At 59.1% G+C, this 17,883-nt stretch carries 12 protein-coding genes and 1 pseudogene; 11 read left to right on the top strand and 2 right to left on the bottom strand.

Annotated elements, in window-relative coordinates; all coding sequences use genetic code 11:
• Positions 1 to 644: 644 nt before the first annotated feature.
• The 9 genes from LDO54_RS35990 (at position 645) to LDO54_RS35950 (ending at position 12,362) form a co-directional block, all read left to right on the top strand.
• Positions 645 to 2,021 carry an undecaprenyl-phosphate glucose phosphotransferase gene (locus tag LDO54_RS35990; protein WP_224017423.1) on the top strand — a complete coding sequence of 459 codons (1,377 nt, stop codon included), beginning with the start codon at positions 645 to 647 and terminating at the stop codon, positions 2,019 to 2,021.
• 494 nt (positions 2,022 to 2,515) lie between these two features.
• Positions 2,516 to 3,583, top strand: a complete 1,068-nt coding sequence (locus tag LDO54_RS35985; RefSeq protein ID WP_224017421.1) for a polysaccharide biosynthesis/export family protein — start codon at positions 2,516 to 2,518, stop codon at positions 3,581 to 3,583.
• Positions 3,580 to 4,059 carry a low molecular weight protein-tyrosine-phosphatase gene (locus LDO54_RS35980; protein ID WP_224017419.1) on the top strand — a complete coding sequence of 160 codons (480 nt, stop codon included), beginning with the start codon at positions 3,580 to 3,582 and terminating at the stop codon, positions 4,057 to 4,059. Before LDO54_RS35985 ends, LDO54_RS35980 begins: the two co-directional genes overlap by 4 nt.
• 65 nt (positions 4,060 to 4,124) lie before the next feature.
• Positions 4,125 to 6,413 carry a polysaccharide biosynthesis tyrosine autokinase gene (locus LDO54_RS35975; protein WP_224017417.1) on the top strand — a complete coding sequence of 763 codons (2,289 nt, stop codon included), beginning with the start codon at positions 4,125 to 4,127 and terminating at the stop codon, positions 6,411 to 6,413.
• Positions 6,413 to 7,666 carry a glycosyltransferase gene (locus tag LDO54_RS35970; protein WP_224017415.1) on the top strand — a complete coding sequence of 418 codons (1,254 nt, stop codon included), beginning with the start codon at positions 6,413 to 6,415 and terminating at the stop codon, positions 7,664 to 7,666. The genes LDO54_RS35975 and LDO54_RS35970 overlap by 1 nt, the downstream gene beginning before the upstream one ends.
• Positions 7,666 to 8,820 carry a polysaccharide pyruvyl transferase family protein gene (locus tag LDO54_RS35965; protein WP_224017413.1) on the top strand — a complete coding sequence of 385 codons (1,155 nt, stop codon included), beginning with the start codon at positions 7,666 to 7,668 and terminating at the stop codon, positions 8,818 to 8,820. The genes LDO54_RS35970 and LDO54_RS35965 overlap by 1 nt, the downstream gene beginning before the upstream one ends.
• Before the next feature lie 12 nt (positions 8,821 to 8,832).
• Positions 8,833 to 10,143, top strand: coding sequence for a lipopolysaccharide biosynthesis protein (locus LDO54_RS35960; protein ID WP_224017411.1), 1,311 nt, complete (start codon positions 8,833 to 8,835; stop codon positions 10,141 to 10,143).
• On the top strand, positions 10,133 to 11,233 hold the full coding sequence (locus LDO54_RS35955) for a hypothetical protein (RefSeq protein ID WP_224017409.1): 1,101 nt from the start codon (positions 10,133 to 10,135) through the stop codon (positions 11,231 to 11,233). Before LDO54_RS35960 ends, LDO54_RS35955 begins: the two co-directional genes overlap by 11 nt.
• Before the next feature lie 109 nt (positions 11,234 to 11,342).
• A complete protein-coding gene (locus LDO54_RS35950) occupies positions 11,343 to 12,362 on the top strand; it encodes a cellulase family glycosylhydrolase (RefSeq protein WP_224017408.1) in 1,020 nt (339 codons plus the stop codon).
• A gap of 419 nt (positions 12,363 to 12,781) precedes the next feature.
• On the opposite strand, the gene LDO54_RS35945 is transcribed toward LDO54_RS35950, so the two are convergent.
• Entirely contained in the window at positions 12,782 to 13,801 is a 1,020-nt protein-coding gene (locus LDO54_RS35945; RefSeq protein ID WP_224017406.1) for a GlxA family transcriptional regulator, read from the bottom strand.
• A gap of 475 nt (positions 13,802 to 14,276) precedes the next feature.
• Between LDO54_RS35945 and LDO54_RS35940 the strand changes: the two genes are divergently transcribed.
• Both LDO54_RS35940 and LDO54_RS35935 read left to right on the top strand, forming a co-directional pair.
• Complete coding sequence (locus tag LDO54_RS35940; protein ID WP_224017404.1) at positions 14,277 to 14,666, top strand: helix-turn-helix transcriptional regulator; 390 nt, start codon at positions 14,277 to 14,279, stop codon at positions 14,664 to 14,666.
• Positions 14,608 to 15,681 (top strand): annotated as a pseudogene (locus tag LDO54_RS35935) (IS3 family transposase). The gene LDO54_RS35940 and the pseudogene LDO54_RS35935 overlap by 59 nt, the downstream one beginning before the upstream one ends.
• A gap of 1 nt (position 15,682) precedes the next feature.
• Here the strand turns inward: LDO54_RS35935 and LDO54_RS35930 are convergent.
• Entirely contained in the window at positions 15,683 to 17,413 is a 1,731-nt protein-coding gene (locus LDO54_RS35930; protein ID WP_224017402.1) for a site-specific integrase, read from the bottom strand.
• Positions 17,414 to 17,883 lie beyond the last annotated feature (470 nt).

Here is a 17,883-nt window from a genome sequence, read left to right as displayed (position 1 = left end):
CTATTGAGCAATGCGAACGAAATAAAAGTAGGTTCATGGGATTTCAGCCGGACGATCGCATAGACCACCAGTACGAAGTTTGCCTTATGCCCTGCGGGGGAGCGGTACTGATTGACGCCATTGATCTAAGCGATGCTCCTTTTCGGCAAACTCTTGGCTATCTCCGCGCTCGAGCATACGGGTCACCATACGGTTGTCGAGGCCTCTATTATGGTGCCACGCCGACATCGCGTAGCGCAACTGGCCGAACACGCCAATCACCATTTAATCGAGGCCCATTAGTGATCTCTATCCGCCACTCGATGGGCATAAAGATCAATGGTCTCCTCACTTCTCGCAATGAGTCCTTTGAGCCGTTGTGAAGCTTCTTATATTGCAGCGTGTCCAGCTCTCACTCCTGCTCGACGCGGCATATCGAGCGATCATCGGCTGGCGTCGGAGTGGATCCGCCAACATCGCGTCCTGAACGGTCAAGCAAGTACCTCCAAAAAATTAGAAATCTATGATGCGCCACAACGTATCAAATTCTACTCGGACATTATTTCGTTTCAATTTCAATAGGCCTGCAGTGAAAAAGATGATTTGAAATTTGTCGAAATCCGACACGAATATGGCCGTAACAGCCAACCGAAATCGGGGAAAATATGAAGCAGATTCTTGCGAGAGTATGCGACATTGTGGCTATCGCCGTTGGCGCCCTATATGCCGCGCATGTGGTTTTCCGAGACACCGAGGCATTAATTGCCCTGCGCCTTATGTATTGCGTAGTGATTTTTGCCGGAGTTCTGTTGGTCTTTCCTGTCGCAGGCGTGTATCGTTCGTGGCGTTCGCGTCCGTTGATCGGGCTGTACATACGCGTTTTGTTGGCATGGTGCGTTGTGCAAACTTGCGGTGCGCTCCTATTAGTGGCTGTTCATGGGGCAAGCACGATTTCCAACGACTGGATTGCTTTATGGTCTGTGGTGACTGCGGCATTGCTCGTTCTGGGGCGTGCTATGGCCTACGGATGCTTGCGGCGTCTGCGATTTTTCGGACTCGATCAAACACGCATTACGATCGCCGGCCAAGGGCATCACTTCGAAGAAGTGGTGCACAAGGTTCGCTTGCACAATCGCAGCGGCTACGCAATTTCCGATGTCGTGACGTTTAACGCACCAGACAGCGGCGCCGCATCATGGGCGGATGACGAATGTAAGCTTGCGTCGTTGATCCCCGCCGTAGAGGCCGGGTTGGTCGACGAGGTCTGGATCGCATTGCCAGTCACGGCGCAGAGCTTTGCGATGCGTATTATCGAAGTGCTGCGACGCACGCCAGTTCGCGTGCGCTATTTGCCCGATGTGCACGCGCTAGGCTTGCGGGATTTCGGTGGGCCACTTGAGATGATCGGCGTGCCGTCAATCAGCATGTCTTCGCGCGGTTACTCGTCTGATGGTCTCATTGACAAGGAGCTATTCGACCGCCTGTTCTCGGCGTTCGCGCTGCTTGCCCTTTCTCCGTTGCTGATCGCCATCGCCGCAGCGATCAAGCTTAGCTCGCCAGGTCCTGTGTTCTTTCGCCAGCAACGAAAAGGTCTGAATGGCCGGAAGTTCTCGATCTACAAATTTCGCTCAATGTACCTGCACGACACACGTCACGGAGTGATCAGGCAGGCCACCAGGAACGATTCTCGCATTACGACTGTTGGCCGCTTTCTGCGTCGCACAAGCCTTGATGAATTGCCGCAGTTTATCAATGTGTTACGCGGGGAGATGTCCGTCGTGGGTCCGCGTCCGCATGCACTTGAACACGATGCGTTCTACGAGCCGCAGATCGATGATTACATCCAGCGTTATCGCGCCAAGCCGGGCATTACAGGATGGGCACAAGTGAACGGCTTTCGAGGAGAAACCGATCAACTGGAGAAGATGGCGTCCCGCGTGGAATATGACCTGTATTACCTCAACAACCGATCATTCGCACTCGACATACAGATCGTGTTGCGGACTATGGTTCACGGCTTCGTGAGCAAGCAAGCGTATTGAGCTTCACAAGCCGTAGTCGATACGGCGTCATGCATGTATTGCGCCACTCTGACATTGGCTTATTCCGCCAAGAGTTTGCTCCATTCGGTCAGCGATCGACCCAGTTCGGAGTGGTCGAATACGATGTGTCACGTCATGTTCGCGAATGCACGACGAGACTAAAAGAAAGCATGCGAATTCTTTAAGAAAAAAGGGGATTCAGCAAGGTTCGAGAAGTTTCCAGAAAGCAATCTTGAATCCGCCTGTCCGTCGCGGTGCGGTCGCATCACAGCAACGTGACGCGGATCATCTCACCTTAACCTGAGCGAACTGCCAACGCGTGCGTAAAAGGGCGGTCGTTGCGCAAAAACATAGGGTCGTCTGGAATGTTTCACAAGAGGTCGGATGGGTTCGGTCGTGCGAGCACGAACCGGATGTACGGGGGGGGAGCGGGTACCGTGCTAGCGTCGAAAGCCGTTGGGCCGCTTCTGATCGTGTCTATGTTGAGCGGATGTATGTTCGCACCGGGTATGCAGATGCAGGGCGATATTCGCCAGCAGACGCAACCACGGGCGGAGTCCACGGAAGCGGCAAGTCCGAAAGCTACGCTCATTGAGATCAACGCAGCCGTGATCGCCGAACAGAATGCTGCTCAGAACTCGAAACTGGAGGAGAGCGCACAGGATTTGATGGTGGCGCCTTCGGTTTACACCATCGGTCCCGCTGACGTGCTTCAGATCACGGTCTGGGATCATCCCGAACTTGCCCAGGCTTTGGGTTCGCAGCCGTCGGCAGCGCCGCGCGCTGCCGACGCACCGCAAGGAATTGTGGTGGATGAAGATGGCTATATCCAGTTTCCGTATGTTGGCCGCGTGCAGGTCGCGGGCCTGACGACTTCCGCCATTCAGGCCCGAGTTGCAGAAGCGTTGTCGCATTCGTTCAGGAATCCTCAGGTGACGGTGCGCGTCGAATCATTCCGGGCCAAGCAGATTTTCGTGGACGGGGAAGTGCATTCGCCGGGTTCGCTGCAGATCAACGATGTGCCGATGACGTTGACTGACGCCATTGGCCGCGCGGGCGGTTTCACGGCGTCGGCAGACAAGGGGCGTTTGCAGATCATTCGTGGCAAGCGAACCTATTCGGTGGACCTGACCACGATGCTGGCGAACGGCCAAAACCCCGCGAAGATCATGCTTGCGCGCAGCGACGTGTTGCGCGTGCCATCGCGCGACGAAAGCAGCGTTTATGTCATGGGCGAAGTGAACAAGCCGGTGGCGGCAATCCCCAAGACCGACGGCCGGCTCACCTTGGCCGACGCACTCGCGCAAGCTGGCAGCTTCAACGTCTCGACTTCCGATCCGCAGCAGCTCTACGTCGTGCGTAACGCGCAGAGCGGACATCCAGACGTATTTCATATCGATGCACATTCGCCCGTGTCGATGATTCTCGCCTCGAAATTTCCGCTTGAGCCCAACGACGTGGTGTACGTCGACGGCAACGAACTTGTACGTGTGAATCGCGTACTGAGTTTGCTGCTGCCGGCAATCGATGCGGGGCTTTATGCGGCGGTTGTGACGAAATGATTAGACGCATCCTTGTCGTGTGCGCCGGAAATATCTGCCGCAGTCCGATGGCGGCGGCGCTCTTCGCGCACGCAGCTAGTGGCGTGACGGTGGAGTCGGCAGGCATCACTGCTGTGATCGGAAGTGCAGCCGATCCACTGGCCACTGATCTGATGCGCGAGCGGGGGCTCGACATCCGGTCGCATCGCGCGCGCCAGTTCGAAAGCTGGATGGGCGCACAGGCCGATCTTGTCATCGTGATGGACCACGGACAGCGGAAATTTGTCGAAGAGCGCTATCCATCGATGCGGGGCCGTGTCTATAGGCTCGGCGATTATGCTCGGCCCGGGTTGCGGATGTCTTCTGGGTTCGACGTGCCAGACCCGTATCGGCAGGATCGGGCCGCATTCGAATCCAGCCTTCGGCTGATCGAGGTGGGCGTGGCGGGATGGGTCGTGCGCATGTCAGGTCGTGCGAGCGTGGCATCGGGGGCGTAAAACAAGCAGATTTTCTGCCGCTGTTCGTGATCCGCAAATCGTGACAGAACTCAAGTGAAATACAAATGAACACGTTGCCAATTCCCAAGAGCGAGGCAGCCGATAACGACGAACTGGACCTGATTGGGGTTCTCGATGTGCTCGTCGAATATCGCTGGACCATCGTCAAGATTTTTTTGTCGTGTGTACTGCTTGCGACCGCGTTCGCGTTTCTTTTTCCGCCACGATATCAGGCCGATATTTCCGTACAGGTGGAGGACGGCAGTGGCATGGCCGCAGCGCAAAGCCTGCTGGGCGACGTCTCTTCGCTGTTCGACTACAACTCCCCCACGTCCGCCGAGCAGCAGATCATGGCTTCGCGTCTCGTCGTGACCAGCGTAGTCGACGAGTTGCACAGCTACATTATCGTGCGTCCGTCGCGCTTTCCGTTGATTGGCGACTTCATATCGCGCTTCAACGACTCGATTGGTAAAGCGGGCATTCTGGGCGTTGGCGGCTGGGCGTGGGGAACCGAAAGCGCGGATGTCGTGCGCTTCGACGTGCCGCGCCGTGTGCTCGACGACAGTTTCTCGCTGACCGCTCTGGCAGACGGGCGCTACCGGCTCGCTGGTTGGGATCTTGATGCGCCGGTGACGGGGCGAGTGGGTGAAGTCGAAACATTCACGACGTCGTACGGTCCGGTTACGCTGCTAGTGAAATCGATCAACGCGAACCCCGGTGTCAAGTTCAAGATTGTGCGCAAATCCCGGCTCGATACGATCAACACGATGCAGAACGCGCTCGACATCGAGGAGAAGATCAAGTCGTCGGGTGTGCTGATCGCAACGCTTAAAGGCACCGATCCGATTTTCGTGCGTGATCAACTCAAAGCGGTGGGTCATTACTACGTCAAACAGAATCTCGACCGCAAATCCGCAGAAGCGGCGCAATCGCTCGAGTTTCTGAATACGCAGGTGCCGATTCTCAAGCAACGGCTCGAAGCCGCCGAGGCCCGCTATACGCGAGTGCGCGAAAAGGAAGGCTCGATCGATCTGAGTGAGGAAGCGAAAGTCGTGCTCCAGCAAATAGCGGATGCCACGACGCGCATGCTGGAACTCAAGCAGAAACGCGACCAACTTGCGTCGCGCTTCACCGACACCTATCCCGATGTCGTTGCGCTCGACGCCCAGATCGCCACGCTTAAGGCCCAACAAAGCGCGTTCAATGCGCAGGTCACCCGTATGCCGAATGCGCAGCAGGATGCAATGCGCCTGATGCTTGACGTGAAGATCAATACCGATCTTTATACTGCGCTCCTGAATAACGTGCAGCAGCTCGAACTCATCAAGGCGGGCAAGACGGGCACGGTGCGCGTGGTGGATTCCCCTGTGGTTCCAGAAGACGTGGCGTTTCCGAATCGTCCGGTCACTATCGCGGTGGGCGCATTGCTCGGGTTGCTGATCGGCATCGGATTCGCGTTCGTGCACAACTTCCTCTTCGCGGGTGTGGCGGAGGCCGTCGAAATCGAGGCGCAAACGGGATTGAGTGTGTACGCCACGATTCCCGAATCGAAACTTCAGCCGCAGATCAGTCACGACCACACGACAGGACTCGTGAACCGTAAGTTGCTCGCCGACGGGCATCCCGACGAGCCGGCCGTCGAAAGCCTGCGCAGTTTGCGCACTGCGCTTGAATTCGCAATGCTCAATGCGCGCAACAACATTGTGCTGTTCTGCGGTCCGACGCCGGGAGTCGGCAAGTCCTTCGTTTCGGCGAACTTTGGCGTGCTGCTAGCAAAGAGCGGCAAACGCGTGCTCGTGATCGACGCGGACTTGCGCCGCGGCTATCTGCACAAGCATTTCGGCGTAAAGCGTGAGCGCGGACTCAGCGAGGTCGTTGCCGGTACGATTGCGCTCGACGAAGCCATTCAGCGCGAACTGTTGCCGAGTCTTGACTTCATCAGCACCGGTACGCTGCCGCCGAACGCCGCAGAACTGCTCGCGCATCAGCGCCTGCAAGAAGTGCTCGAAGCTTGCTCTGCGAAATACGACTGCGTGATCATCGACTCGCCGCCGGTGCTCGCCGTGACAGACGCGGCCATGCTCGCGCTGTATTGCGGGACCGTCATGCTGGTCGCGCGCGCCGTGCGCACGCGTGGTGCAGAACTGGTCGAGTGCATGAAGCGCTTCGCGCAGGTAGGGGTGTCTGTGACCGGTGCGCTTCTCAACGGCATTGATCCGAATTCCGGCCGTCAGGCTTATGGCCGTAAATACGGCACGTATCGCTACGTTCAATACACCTATGGCGCAGCAGAGGCCACGACGCTGCGTTCGCGCATGCGGCGCTGGATAGCGCGTCTCGCACGGAGAGCCTGATGAGCACGCATAGCGTCGGTGTCACGGAAGAAGCTCGCCCCCAAACCGCACGCGCAGCGCGGCCGGAGGGTATCGGGCCGCGCCGTGAAGCGCAGCGGGGCGAGGCTGACGTCCGCCACTTGCGCGTGGTGCTCGTGGTGGAGGCTGCGGGCGGGGGCGTCGCGGTTCATATTGCCGATATGGTGCGAGGCCTGCGGGCGCGTGGCGGCATCGAGATTCATCTGATCGTGCCGCAAGGTGATCGTTTCGACGAGGTGCTGCTCGGCGACGCGGTGCTGGCGCAGTGCGATTCGGTACACCGGCTGCGGATGCTTCGCTCGGTGGGCAAGTCGGACACGGTGGCGTTCGCGCAGTTGTTCCGATGCCTGAACCGGTTGCAACCCGATATCGTGCACAGCCACAGCTCGAAAGCGGGAGCGCTGGCTCGCTTGTGCTTCGGTCCATGGAAGCAGGTCTATACGCCGCACGCTGTCTATACGCTCAATCCGTATCTACCGGCGAACCAGCGTCGCTTCTACGGTCTGATTGAAAGCATGCTTGGACGCTTGCGCAGTGATCGCATCATCGCGGTGTCGCTCGATGAAGCGAAGCATTTGAGCGAAGCGCTGCGTATTCCAGGCGCGCGCGTCGAGACTATTTTTAACGGAGTGCCGAAATCGGACGCGCTCCCCGATCGCGAAGCACGCGAGGCGCTGGGCCTGCCGCACGATGCGGTGGTCGTGGGTTTCGTCGGGCGGCTCGATTTCCAGAAGGGTGTGGACCGGCTCGCGCGGATTGCGCACGAGCTGCTGGAGCGGGGCGTCGATAACGTCATTTTTGCGGTAATCGGCCCGGGTGACTTCGTGCAGGCGGCCGCGCTCGACGGACAGCCGGTGCCAGCGAACGTGCGTGTGCTGGGTCGCGTGTCTCATGCGCGTCGCTACTTTTCCGCTTTCGATCTCTTTGCGTTGCCGAGTCGCTACGAAGGCTTTCCTTACGTTTTGCTCGAAGCAATGGCTGCTCAAATCCCTGTCGTGACCACGCGTGTTTCGGGGGCAGGCGAGCTCGTGGACGCCGAGCAGATCGGCTTTGTGGTTCCCAACGAAGACGACGTCACGTTGTTCGTCGATGCCCTGGCCACACTTGCCGCCGATCCGGCGATGCGCTCGCACATGCGCCGGAACTGCCAGCGCGCGGTCGAACGTTTTTCCATTTCCGCGATGGTCGAAAAGACTGTCGCCCTCTACCAGCGCGTGATCAAGGAAACTGTCTGATGGCCGCAACTACCCGTGTCGCGCTTATTCACGCCTACAGCTCGCGCAATTCCGGCGACGGGCTGCTGGTCGATCTCTCGGTGGGCTTGCTCAAGCAGGCGTTCGGCGAAGACACGCACGTATCGATCGTGGCGGCTGATCCCGCATCGTTCGCTCAATATGACAACGTGTACGCGGCGCCAGTGCTCGCCGACGGCGGCCTTACGCGCCTCGCTGGCGCGGCCAGCCTGTTTCTGCCGATGCGGCTGAATACGCGCGCGAATGAACTGCTGCGTTTGCTCGATTCGGCGGACGTGATCGCGGGCGTTGGCGGCGGGTATCTCCGTGCGCGAAATTGTGCCGAGGCGCTAAAGCTGGAAGCCGGGCACCTGCTGCAAATGCGCGCAGCGCGCCTCGTGGGAAAGCCCACAGTCTATTTGCCGCAAAGCATCGGGCCATCCATGCCGGCGCAGCCCCTGCTTGCACACATGTCAGGCCTACTCGGGCAGTTCAGTTCGGTGTTCGTGCGCGACGACCGCTCGGTTCAATTTCTGGCCAGCAATGCGAATACTCAGCGTGCGCCTGACCTGGCAGTGCTCGACTTCGAGCGCCGCAGCTCAGAGATTATGGCGCGCGCCGAATGTGCCCGGCCTGAGGTGAAGCGCGTGGCTTTCGTGCTGCGTCGCGCGCCGAGTTGGAGCGAAGCACAGCGCAGGCGTTATGAAACGGCCACGCGCAAGCTGATCTCGCTGGTCGGCGCGCAGTGCGAAGTCGTGTATGCCGTGCAGAGCACGGGGCGCGGCAACGACGATCTTGCCTATTACCGCAGTATCGGCATCGACGGTCCGCTGGTGTCGCTGAAGGTATTGCTCGAGAACGATCCGCCCGACGTGGTCGTCTCGGTCCGCTTGCATGGCGCGCTCGAATCCATCTTGCACGGCGTGCCGGCCTATCACTTGAGTTACGAGCGCAAGGGATTCGGCGCCTATGCGGATCTTGGTGTGGAGGACTGGGTGCAGAACGCCGCCGATTTCGACGCAGATGACGTTGCGCAGGCGCTGCTCGGTTCGCGTGCGATCCCCGGGTTCTGGGCGCGCGCGAAAGCCGGCTTCGAGGGCATCCGTGCGGGCCGTCAGCGCGTGATCGCAGGCCTCCGTGCATCGCGCAATGCTTGAGCAGAGCCGGCCATGCCTTTGATTTTTCGCTTCAGCCTGAGAATTGCGGCACTCGCACTCAAGTTCCTGCTGACGATCGCGATTGCGCGGGCGCTCGGTTTCTCGGCAGTCGCCGACTATGGGCTGGCACTCGCAGTGTCTGTGGTGGCCTCCAAACTGCTTGGGTTAGGTTTCAGTGCCGAAATCAACCGTCGTTTGAGTTTGCCGAATCCACGATCCGCGATCCGCGACACGCGGGGCGTGCTGCTGCTTTACGGCGCGGCCTATGCGTTGATTGCCCTGCTGGTTATATCGGCCCGTGAGCTATCCGCATTTGACGCCCTGGACCGCATTCAGCCCGGTGTGTTGTGGGGCGTGATGCTCGTCGCGTTCTCCGAACATGCTGGACTCGAAACCAACTCGTGGGTGTTTTCGCTGCACCGCGCGCGTGCCGGTGCGATCTTCCTGTTCGTGCGCACCGGCGCGTGGGCGGGTGTCGCGGTACTTGGGTTGATGGTGGGTGCGGTGCATTCGATCGAGACTGTTTTCGTCTTGTGGTGGGCGACCAATGCGCTCGTCGTGATTGCTGCTTGCCTGTTTATTGCCCACACACGCAAGGCGTTGGACCGTACGGCTGTCCGCGTTGCGCGTGTGTCGCAAGGCGCATATGTCGGGCATCGCGCCGGTGTCCGCGCCGTATGGATCGACGGATTGCCCTTCTTCTTTGCAACCGTCGTGCTTTCCGGACTCCAGTATGCCGAGCGATTTGTCGCGAGCGGCATGGTGACAGCGAGCGAGTTGGGGCGTTATGTCTTTGCATGGTCCATCGCCAATACGATCCAGACCATCGCGTATGCGACGATCGTCGTGACGGCGGGGCCGCGCCTCGTCCGCGCGCTGGAGGTCTCGCCTCACGAGTTTGGCGCGACGTTGCATCGCTCGGTGCGCGCGAGTCTCGGTATTTCGGCTGGATGCGCGGCAGGCGTGCTGATTGCCAGCAAGCCAATTTTCAGCATCTCGCACCAACCGGCCGGAGCGCATGAATATGCGCTGCTCGCCATTCTGCTCGTGTCGTTCTTGTTGCGCTCGTTGGCTGATGTCTTGTGGAGCAGTGCGATCGCACTGCGATTGGGGCGCCGCGTTTCCGTCGCGATCTGCGGGGTGGCCGCCGTGTGCGTCCCGGCAGGCTGGCTGCTGATTGCCCACGTCGGCACGCTGGGCGCCGCAATCGCCCATCTGTGCGCGAGCGTGGGCATTGTGTCGATTCTCGTCTGGCTCGTTGCGCGGGCGCATGGCAGTGCCGTGAGCCAATTCAGGAAGGGAGGGGTGCTGCATGCTTCGTAGTGTATTGCTCGCGGGACCGAAACTGAGCAAAGGCGTTTTGCGCTTCATTTCGGCGGCCGCCATTCTCATGTATGCGACGCTCTATCTGAAAGCGAGCACATTTCTGCCCGAATTCGTATTTCGCGATTCGGACAAAATCCAGTCGCAGATCGGAGGCTCCAGCACATACCAGGACACGTCGTTCGACGCGGTCTCGAAGTTCTATTCGACGCTTGGCGATATTGGCACGACAGTGTTTGTGGTGGCGGTGGGCGCGCTTTTCATTGGCATGATGATTGGTTATTCGTCACGCCTGGGGTCGCTGCTTGTCAATACCGTGCTGTTGGCGCCGTGCGTGTTCTTCAATCTGTTCGTCGCGAGCAAAGACACGTTGGTTGTGCTCATTTCGGTATTACTGGTGCTGGTCGCGCGCCGCTATAGCCTGCGGTACGTTTTGGCGGCATCGGTCGTGCTCTATGTTGGCTACGCCGCGACGGTGCGCATCTATTTTGTGCTGATTCTCGCAATCGGCGCGGGGGCATGGGTGTTTCGCAAGGTGGGACTGCGCGGCAAACTGCTTTTGCTGGTCGCAGTATTCACGGTTCTGTTCTCGCTCCCCAACATCGCCTATTACGCGCTGCTGCATCCGCGCGACATGGCGGTCGACTATCTCGTCACCGGCTCACCGTACGGCGCCCGCACGGGGTTTTATAACCCTTTGCCACCGCAGTCCTTTTGGGCGTTCTGCGCGGACTATCTTTACGCGGTCGCAAAACTGCATGTTCCCTTCTTGTTTTCACCCGGACCGAAAGAACTGGTCATGACAGCGTTGATGGGCATCGTACTCGGCGCGATATTCGGCAAGCCCGCGCAGGCGGACGCGCGCATGTCATCGGTGAACTGGCTCGCTTGCCTGCTCATTGGCCATATGGCGGTGTCGATGTTGTTCGAGCCCGATCTCGGCAGCTACACGCGCCACTTGACGAGTGCAGCGCTCTATGCGGCGTGGCGGCTGAGTCTGCTGGTGCCTGGCACGCGCCGGGTGCCATCGCCGCAAGCGCACGTGCCGCCTGCATCAGTCGTGTTGCCTGCGAAGATGGCCCAATCATGAGTTCGCGTATGAACGGGGGAGCATCTGGCTTGCAAAAGTGGGTTCATGTTGTATGCACTTCACGACCGCCTGTCCGGCAGGCGCACCGTACTGGGCAGGCGGGGGCCACATGAAACTGAATTCACGGAAGATAAACCGGCAATGGGTCGCGATTGCGGCCGCCTGCATGATATCGATGGTGTCGACTCGTGAGACGTATGCGGTCGATGGCGCGGCCCAGCCCTTCAAACTGTGGGTCGCGGGGCAGAATCATACCGTACACGTAGGCGCGCAAGTCAAGATCGAGCGCTTCACGCCGGAGATGGCACGGCAAATTAGCGCCGCGGGGCTCGATTTCGTGCGTTTCGGGGTATGGACGAATGCCATGCAGACGCCAGCGTATCGCCGCCAGGTCGAGAAGTCATTCGACGCGGCACGTGATGCGAAATTACCGGTGATCGTCACGGTGCGTGATACGGCGCCACTGATACGAGTCGACACGAGCGATCCCGGCGCGCAGGACGAGCAGTTACGCGCGGCGGCGGCGCGCCTGAGTGCCACCATCGTCGAACTGAGTCGAAACTACGGCTCTGAAATCCTGGCCATCGAACTCTGGAACGAACCTGAGTTCGAAAAGTACTGGCCAACCGGACATGCCGAGAAAACCTTTCCTGTCTACATGCGAGCCGTTTGCGCGGGTCTCCAGCAAATTCGCGGGACCACCTCGATCATAGGCTTTGCCTTCGCGACCATGCCGCTGCCAGGTTCACTGCCGGACCAATTGTTGCTAGGCGCGGGTGTCCCGTCGAACGGCTGCATCGATGCCGTGTCATGGCACGCCTATGGCAAAAGTGCCGAGGAGATCGCGCACGTGGCCGATCAAGTGCGCGCGAGGTTTGATCTGCCGACGGTCATTACGGAGTGGGGCGTTTCGTCCGGGCGGCTCGGGACGGAGAGCGGGCAGGCCGCCGCCGTCGCAGCGTTTTTGCGTGAACGCAATACCATGCACACGCCGTTGATTTCGATTTACGAGTGGCAGAATACGACCAATGCGGAGAGCTCTAAGGAGCGCAATTTCGGTTTGGTGAACGCGGATGGTGCTCGAAAGCCGGCGCTTGACGCGTTGCGGTCTACTCTGAAGGGTCGCTGACGTAGTGTTGAAAGGATTTTGAAGCCAATTCAGCCTCGTGGCCGTTTCGACACGCCCACGACGGCCGCTGCAATCCTAAATACTGCGGCGGCTGCCAGCATGGCGCAGACGAGTAATTCTCCCGCGACGAAGGCGCAGGCGGTTTTGGTGAGCTGACGAAGACGCGAGAGACTGGCTATCATGCGCGCGACTGACGAGAATTGATTATCGTCCAGTGTCGCACATTTCAGCTTTGAGTCCGTCCATCTTCGCAACAGCGCCGCGGCAAGGCACGGAACAAAGCCCGGTCGACGCTGTACTGTAACTGGTGGTGCTGGGTGGGAAGCCGTGCCCTCCCATGGGCTTACAACACACGTTCAACAACTATTGGCGGTGGCTACGGCAGTTTTCATCGCCGTGTCCGCTCTCCCTTTATCTAATCAAGCGTCAGTATGGCGCATTTGAGCACGATATTCGGTCGGAGTGGTTGAGAAGTGCTTGCGAAACACCTTGGATAGCCAGCCACCACTGCCGAGTCCACAGTGCCGTGCAATCTTGTCTACTGATAGATCCGTTTCGAGCAACAAGTGACAGCTCATTTTGATACGCACACGCAGCAAATAGTCCGAGGGCGTGATGCCCATTTCCGCTCGAAATCGGCGCAGAAAATTGCGCTCACTCATCGAGGCCGCGTTCGCGATCTCTTCGATTGAAATCGCGCGCTCGCCGTTTGCTTCCATCCATCGAGCTGCTGCTCTGATGCGCTCACTGACAAAACCAGACACGTCCTCATGGACCCTTGCGATGAGCGCGGCGGGTTGATGTTGTGTCATCACCCGCCCGACCACCTCTCGGGCGAACTTCCCACCGAAGTCCTGTTCAATGAGCGCAATCGCCTTGCGCACGGGAACCGTTGCTACTGCGGCTAAGCAATTCTCGTTACGCTGATATTGCTCCCACGCTTCGCGCAATGACGCGTCCCAACCATGGATGGGACGCTCTATCCCTGCAGCGTCGAGCAGGAGTCGGCCATCGCCAATCGGTACTACTACATTGCTACGAAAACCCTCTCTACGCAGCCAGCGTATCTGGCGCTCGTCGCGAAGAGCATGACGAGCACCTGCGCCTCCGGCTATGAACAATGCATGAAGTCCGTTCGCAAAGCGACGATCTTCGGCACGCTCCGCCCACACAAAAACGGACGAAGAGCTGTCGACGCGTCCGCCTGCTATGGATAGCAAGGTAACGTCATAGTGCACCCGTCGACCCAGTGGCCTTTCCGACCGGGCCAATAGATTTGCCTCCTGGAACATTTCCAGCACCGTTGCCGCTTCCGGGAGCGAGAATCCACTGAAGAGGAGAAACCCAATATGCTTTACCTCATCCGGACCGGATGTGACGCACAACTTGGCACACGACGGCACCACACTATCTTGCTGACTGTGTGTTGGGTACTCCATGCGTTACTCCGCTAACAAAATGCAAATTCGACTTGACCGGAGCCGATTTAGTTGGCTGAATCGATGCTACCGCATGACTGTGCACTCCTAACTCTTGGTTGGCGGAAATTACCAACATCTTGGCGATAACGACTTAATTTTTGATATTTTTCTGTTGATCCGCTATTACACGTTCAGTCACTCGTCCAGACGGACGTCTCATCACGGCCTGAAAGCGGCGTCTGCATGCGATGGAAGGAATGTTCGCAATGTGGATAGTTGGAACATGACGGTCAATACTAAAATTAATGGCGAAAAATTTGTCGGATTAGGCATAGAACCATTGCGCAGCGAGCCGTAGTGGTGGCGGTAGAATTTGCGAAATTAGAGTGAAAATACGGTGATTTTTTCATTAAGTCATAACTCAAAATGTTGAATCTCGCGTGCCGCTTGTTCGCGTAAATATTTGTATACTATCTTCCATGGACATTTGGCCTTGAACACTCCAGAAATATCGCAATTAACACTCGATGCGTTCATCGATGCTGCGCTTACGAAGCCTATTGGTTTAGCCGATATTGCCAACTTTCTTGGGATGAGCGAGCGAGAAACCATTTCTGTTTTCAGATCTCGGTTCTCGCGTACACCGGTGAACTACATTTTTGAGCGTCGGCTGACACGTGCTCGCTGGCTAATTCAGAATACCTCGATGAGCCTTGTCGCTATCTCACTGGAATGCGGTTATAACTCGCAAAGCTACATGAGTACATGCATGAAGAAGTATTTTGGAATGAGCCCTCGCGGGCTACGGATGGCTGCGCGTAATGATGCACAAGATTATTCGCGCGCTGACCATCAATCCACCCCCAAGAAGGCACTTCACTGACGAATTCAAACGCGAAACGGTCCGGCTATGCAGCGAGCCGGGAGCTGTCATAACCTGGATAGCGCGCGACCTCGGCATGGGCGAGAACCTGTTGCGTCGAGGGGTCAGGCCGGCGCGAGACGGTGCGCTTGAAATGAATACCAGCAAGCCGCTGCGAGCCGAGGCACGTTCCGAAGTGCGGCGCTTACAGCGCGGGTTGAGGCGGGTCACGATGGAGCGCGATATTCCAAAGAAAGCGCTCGGCTACTTCGCGAAAGACACAGAGTGAAGTATGCCTGGATGGCTCGGCCGGGCACCGAGCAAGCGTTCGCAGGAGAACGTGCGTCTCACGCGGCTGGTTCGGGAAAGCTTCGAGTTCAGCGACAAGACCTACGGTGGCCCGTGCATCTGGCACGACCTGCGCGCAGCAGGCGAAAGCTGCAGCATTAATCGTGTTGCCCGACTGATGCAGCAGGCCGGATCGCAAGCTCGAAAGCGGCGCCGACGTCTCCCCGGCAATTCAGGGGCCGCGGCGGCTCACGGTATTGCGCCGAATCACCTGCAACGCCAGTTTGAAGCTGACGCACCGAATCAGAAATGGGGCGCCGACTTTAGGTATATCTGGACGGCTGAAGGCTGGCTGTTCGTTGCCGCCGTCATGGACCTGTACTCACGCCGTATCGTCGGCTGGTCGATGAGTTGCTGATGGCGCTTTGGCGTCGAGGGCGCCCTGCCGAATTGATACATCACTGACCGGGGCAGTCAATACATCAGGGAGGACGTCCAGTCGCTACTCAGGCGGGAGGGCATTACCTGTAGCATGAGTCGTCGGGGTGATTGTTGGAACAATGCCGCGATGGAAAGCTTCTTCAGCACCCTCAAGACAGAGCGTGTGAACCGAAGCATCTATTGCACGAGGGACGCGGCGCGGGCCGACGTGTTCGATTACATCGAGCGCTTCTACAATCCGCATCGCTGGCATTCAACACTCAACTTCCTTAGCCCGATTCAGTTCGAGCAGCGCATGACGGGTTAATTTACCCGTCCGGGAGAACGGGGGAAGGCCAGTTATTCTTGAACGCATCCCCAATCTGGCGTGCCCGCTTCACTTCATCGCTATGCAGATAGATCGACGTGGTCGACACGGATGCATGCCTCAGATTGTCGCGAACGGTGGTCAGCTCCGCCCCTCGCCCGAGCGCATGCGTGGCGTGCGTGTGCCGCATCCAGTGCGGACTGGCGCGGCGGAGCTTTTCGGCGAGCGGCGCGTGATCGGCTTCAATGGCCTTCGCCGCTAAAAGAAAGAACCTGCGCATCACCATCCACAACCGCACACTGCTGATTGCTGCCTCGTTGTCCGCCTCGAGATTGCCGACGAGCGGTGTAGCAGGCTGCCACCGCGCCTGCGTAACCGGCAGCGCGCGCTCAGCCAGATACCGCGCCAGCGCATCCCACGCAAGCGGTGGCAGCGCGACCCGCGCGACTTTCTTCCCTTTGCCTGTCACGCGCAACCAGTGATCGCCGCGCGGGTCCGTCTCGACGTGTCCAAGTGTTGCGCCGACGAGTTCACTCGCGCGCAACCCCGTCGCGTAGCCAAAATCCAGCAGAAAACGCAGCCTCTGTGCGGCCGGTTGCGACCAGCCGTGCGACCACTCCAACCCATCCGCGATAGTCCGCACGAGTGCCCATTCGCCTTCGCTGAACGCATGCGACGTATCGATCACGTCCGTGCCGCCCGCATCGCGTACCTTCACCCCCGAAAACGGATTCGCCAGCACATAACGCTGCTCGATGAGCCAGCGAAACAGCGCGCCGATGATCGAGAGCGCGTGCGCGACCGAGCGCGCTGAAAGGCTGCCATTGAACGGCCGCCACTCAGCCGACGAGCGCGGCCGCACCGGCCCGACCCATCGCGCACGCGGCGATGGATGGCGCAGGAACGCGCGATAGGCGATCGCATCCTCGGTGGTGAGCGACGACAGCGCGCGCCCACGCTCGACGATGGCCCAGAGAATCAGCCGCTCGGCTTCCTTGCGATAGGTGCGCTGCGTAGCCGCCGATTCATGGAGCGCCAGCCAGGTCTGCACCGCTTCGTAATCGTTGGCGGCATCGAGCGTGCAGGTCGCGCGCGGCGCGCGGAACGTGCCTGCGGAACCATCGATTTCGTGCGGCAGTTTCAGCGCCTCCCACGGCACGATCTCGCTGCGCTGGCTGGCGGCCACAAGTGCGCGTGCTTTTTCGGTGAGCGCGGGCCAGGAAGCGAAGAACGCTTCGATCGCGCGGGCGCTCGCCATGCCGAGCCCCGGCACGGCTTTCCACCACTGACGACGACGCGGAATGCGCACGGTGAGATCGGCGAGTGTCGCGATGCCATGTGCCTGGAGCACGCGCACCGCGCGCGGGGCGAACCATTGCGCGATGTCATCGGCGATCTGCGGTTCGGGTGGGCGCGCCGTGCGCAGGAGTTCGATGGCCTGCGCGACGGGTTTTGCGTGGCTCGCGCGTTCTTCGGGCGCGTGCGAGAGGAGGGTGGCGAGATCGTCGCGATGCGCGGCACGGGCTACGGTGATGAGCTTGCGTCGGATGCGTCCGAGTACGCCACGCGCAGATTTTCCGTCGCCGAGTGCGGACGGGCGATAACGCTCCACCGCCTGACGCACCGCGACGCCCGCATACCAGGCTCGCAGCACGGCGAGTTCATCGGCATCGGGAAAATCGGCGGGTTCACCAGTTTCGGGAGCGGGCAGCAGGGTGTGACGCGTTCTCATACAACCAAGTTTACTCGATAAACAAGCCCCTTATGATAAGAAAACTTATCCTAATAGTCGCATAGCATGTCGTTTTTCTTAGATAACTCGACCGTCCATGCAGGTAAAGCGGTGTCCTATCCCAGCGGCTTTCCACTTTGTGCCTGCCACGCGTGACGGGCCACTCTGGCCCGCCGACGGTCTAACCCGCGCGCCCAGAGCCGTGCCGCTTGCAATCAGGCTAAACAAGAAGCTGGCAACTGCATTGGAACCGAAGCTGCTTGCGGCTTCGGCATTTGGCGCGGATGGCGGGTAGTCAATCTGAAAGCAATCGTTGTCATTGTGTTGACTTAAACGACGGCTTCGGGGCGATCGAAACGACCATGGGTCAGCTGGAACATTCAATCCTATCCGTTTCGCTGCGTACCGCAAGCCTTCCGTTGTTTCAAGCCCAACAGCCTCGTTCGTTGCCCGGCAGGTTTATTCTGGTT

Origin of the sequence: Paraburkholderia tropica (genome assembly GCF_914484835.1) — a bacterium.
Classification (GTDB): Bacteria; Pseudomonadota; Gammaproteobacteria; order Burkholderiales; family Burkholderiaceae; genus Paraburkholderia; species Paraburkholderia tropica_A.
This window is presented reverse-complemented; position numbering and strand designations above follow the sequence as displayed.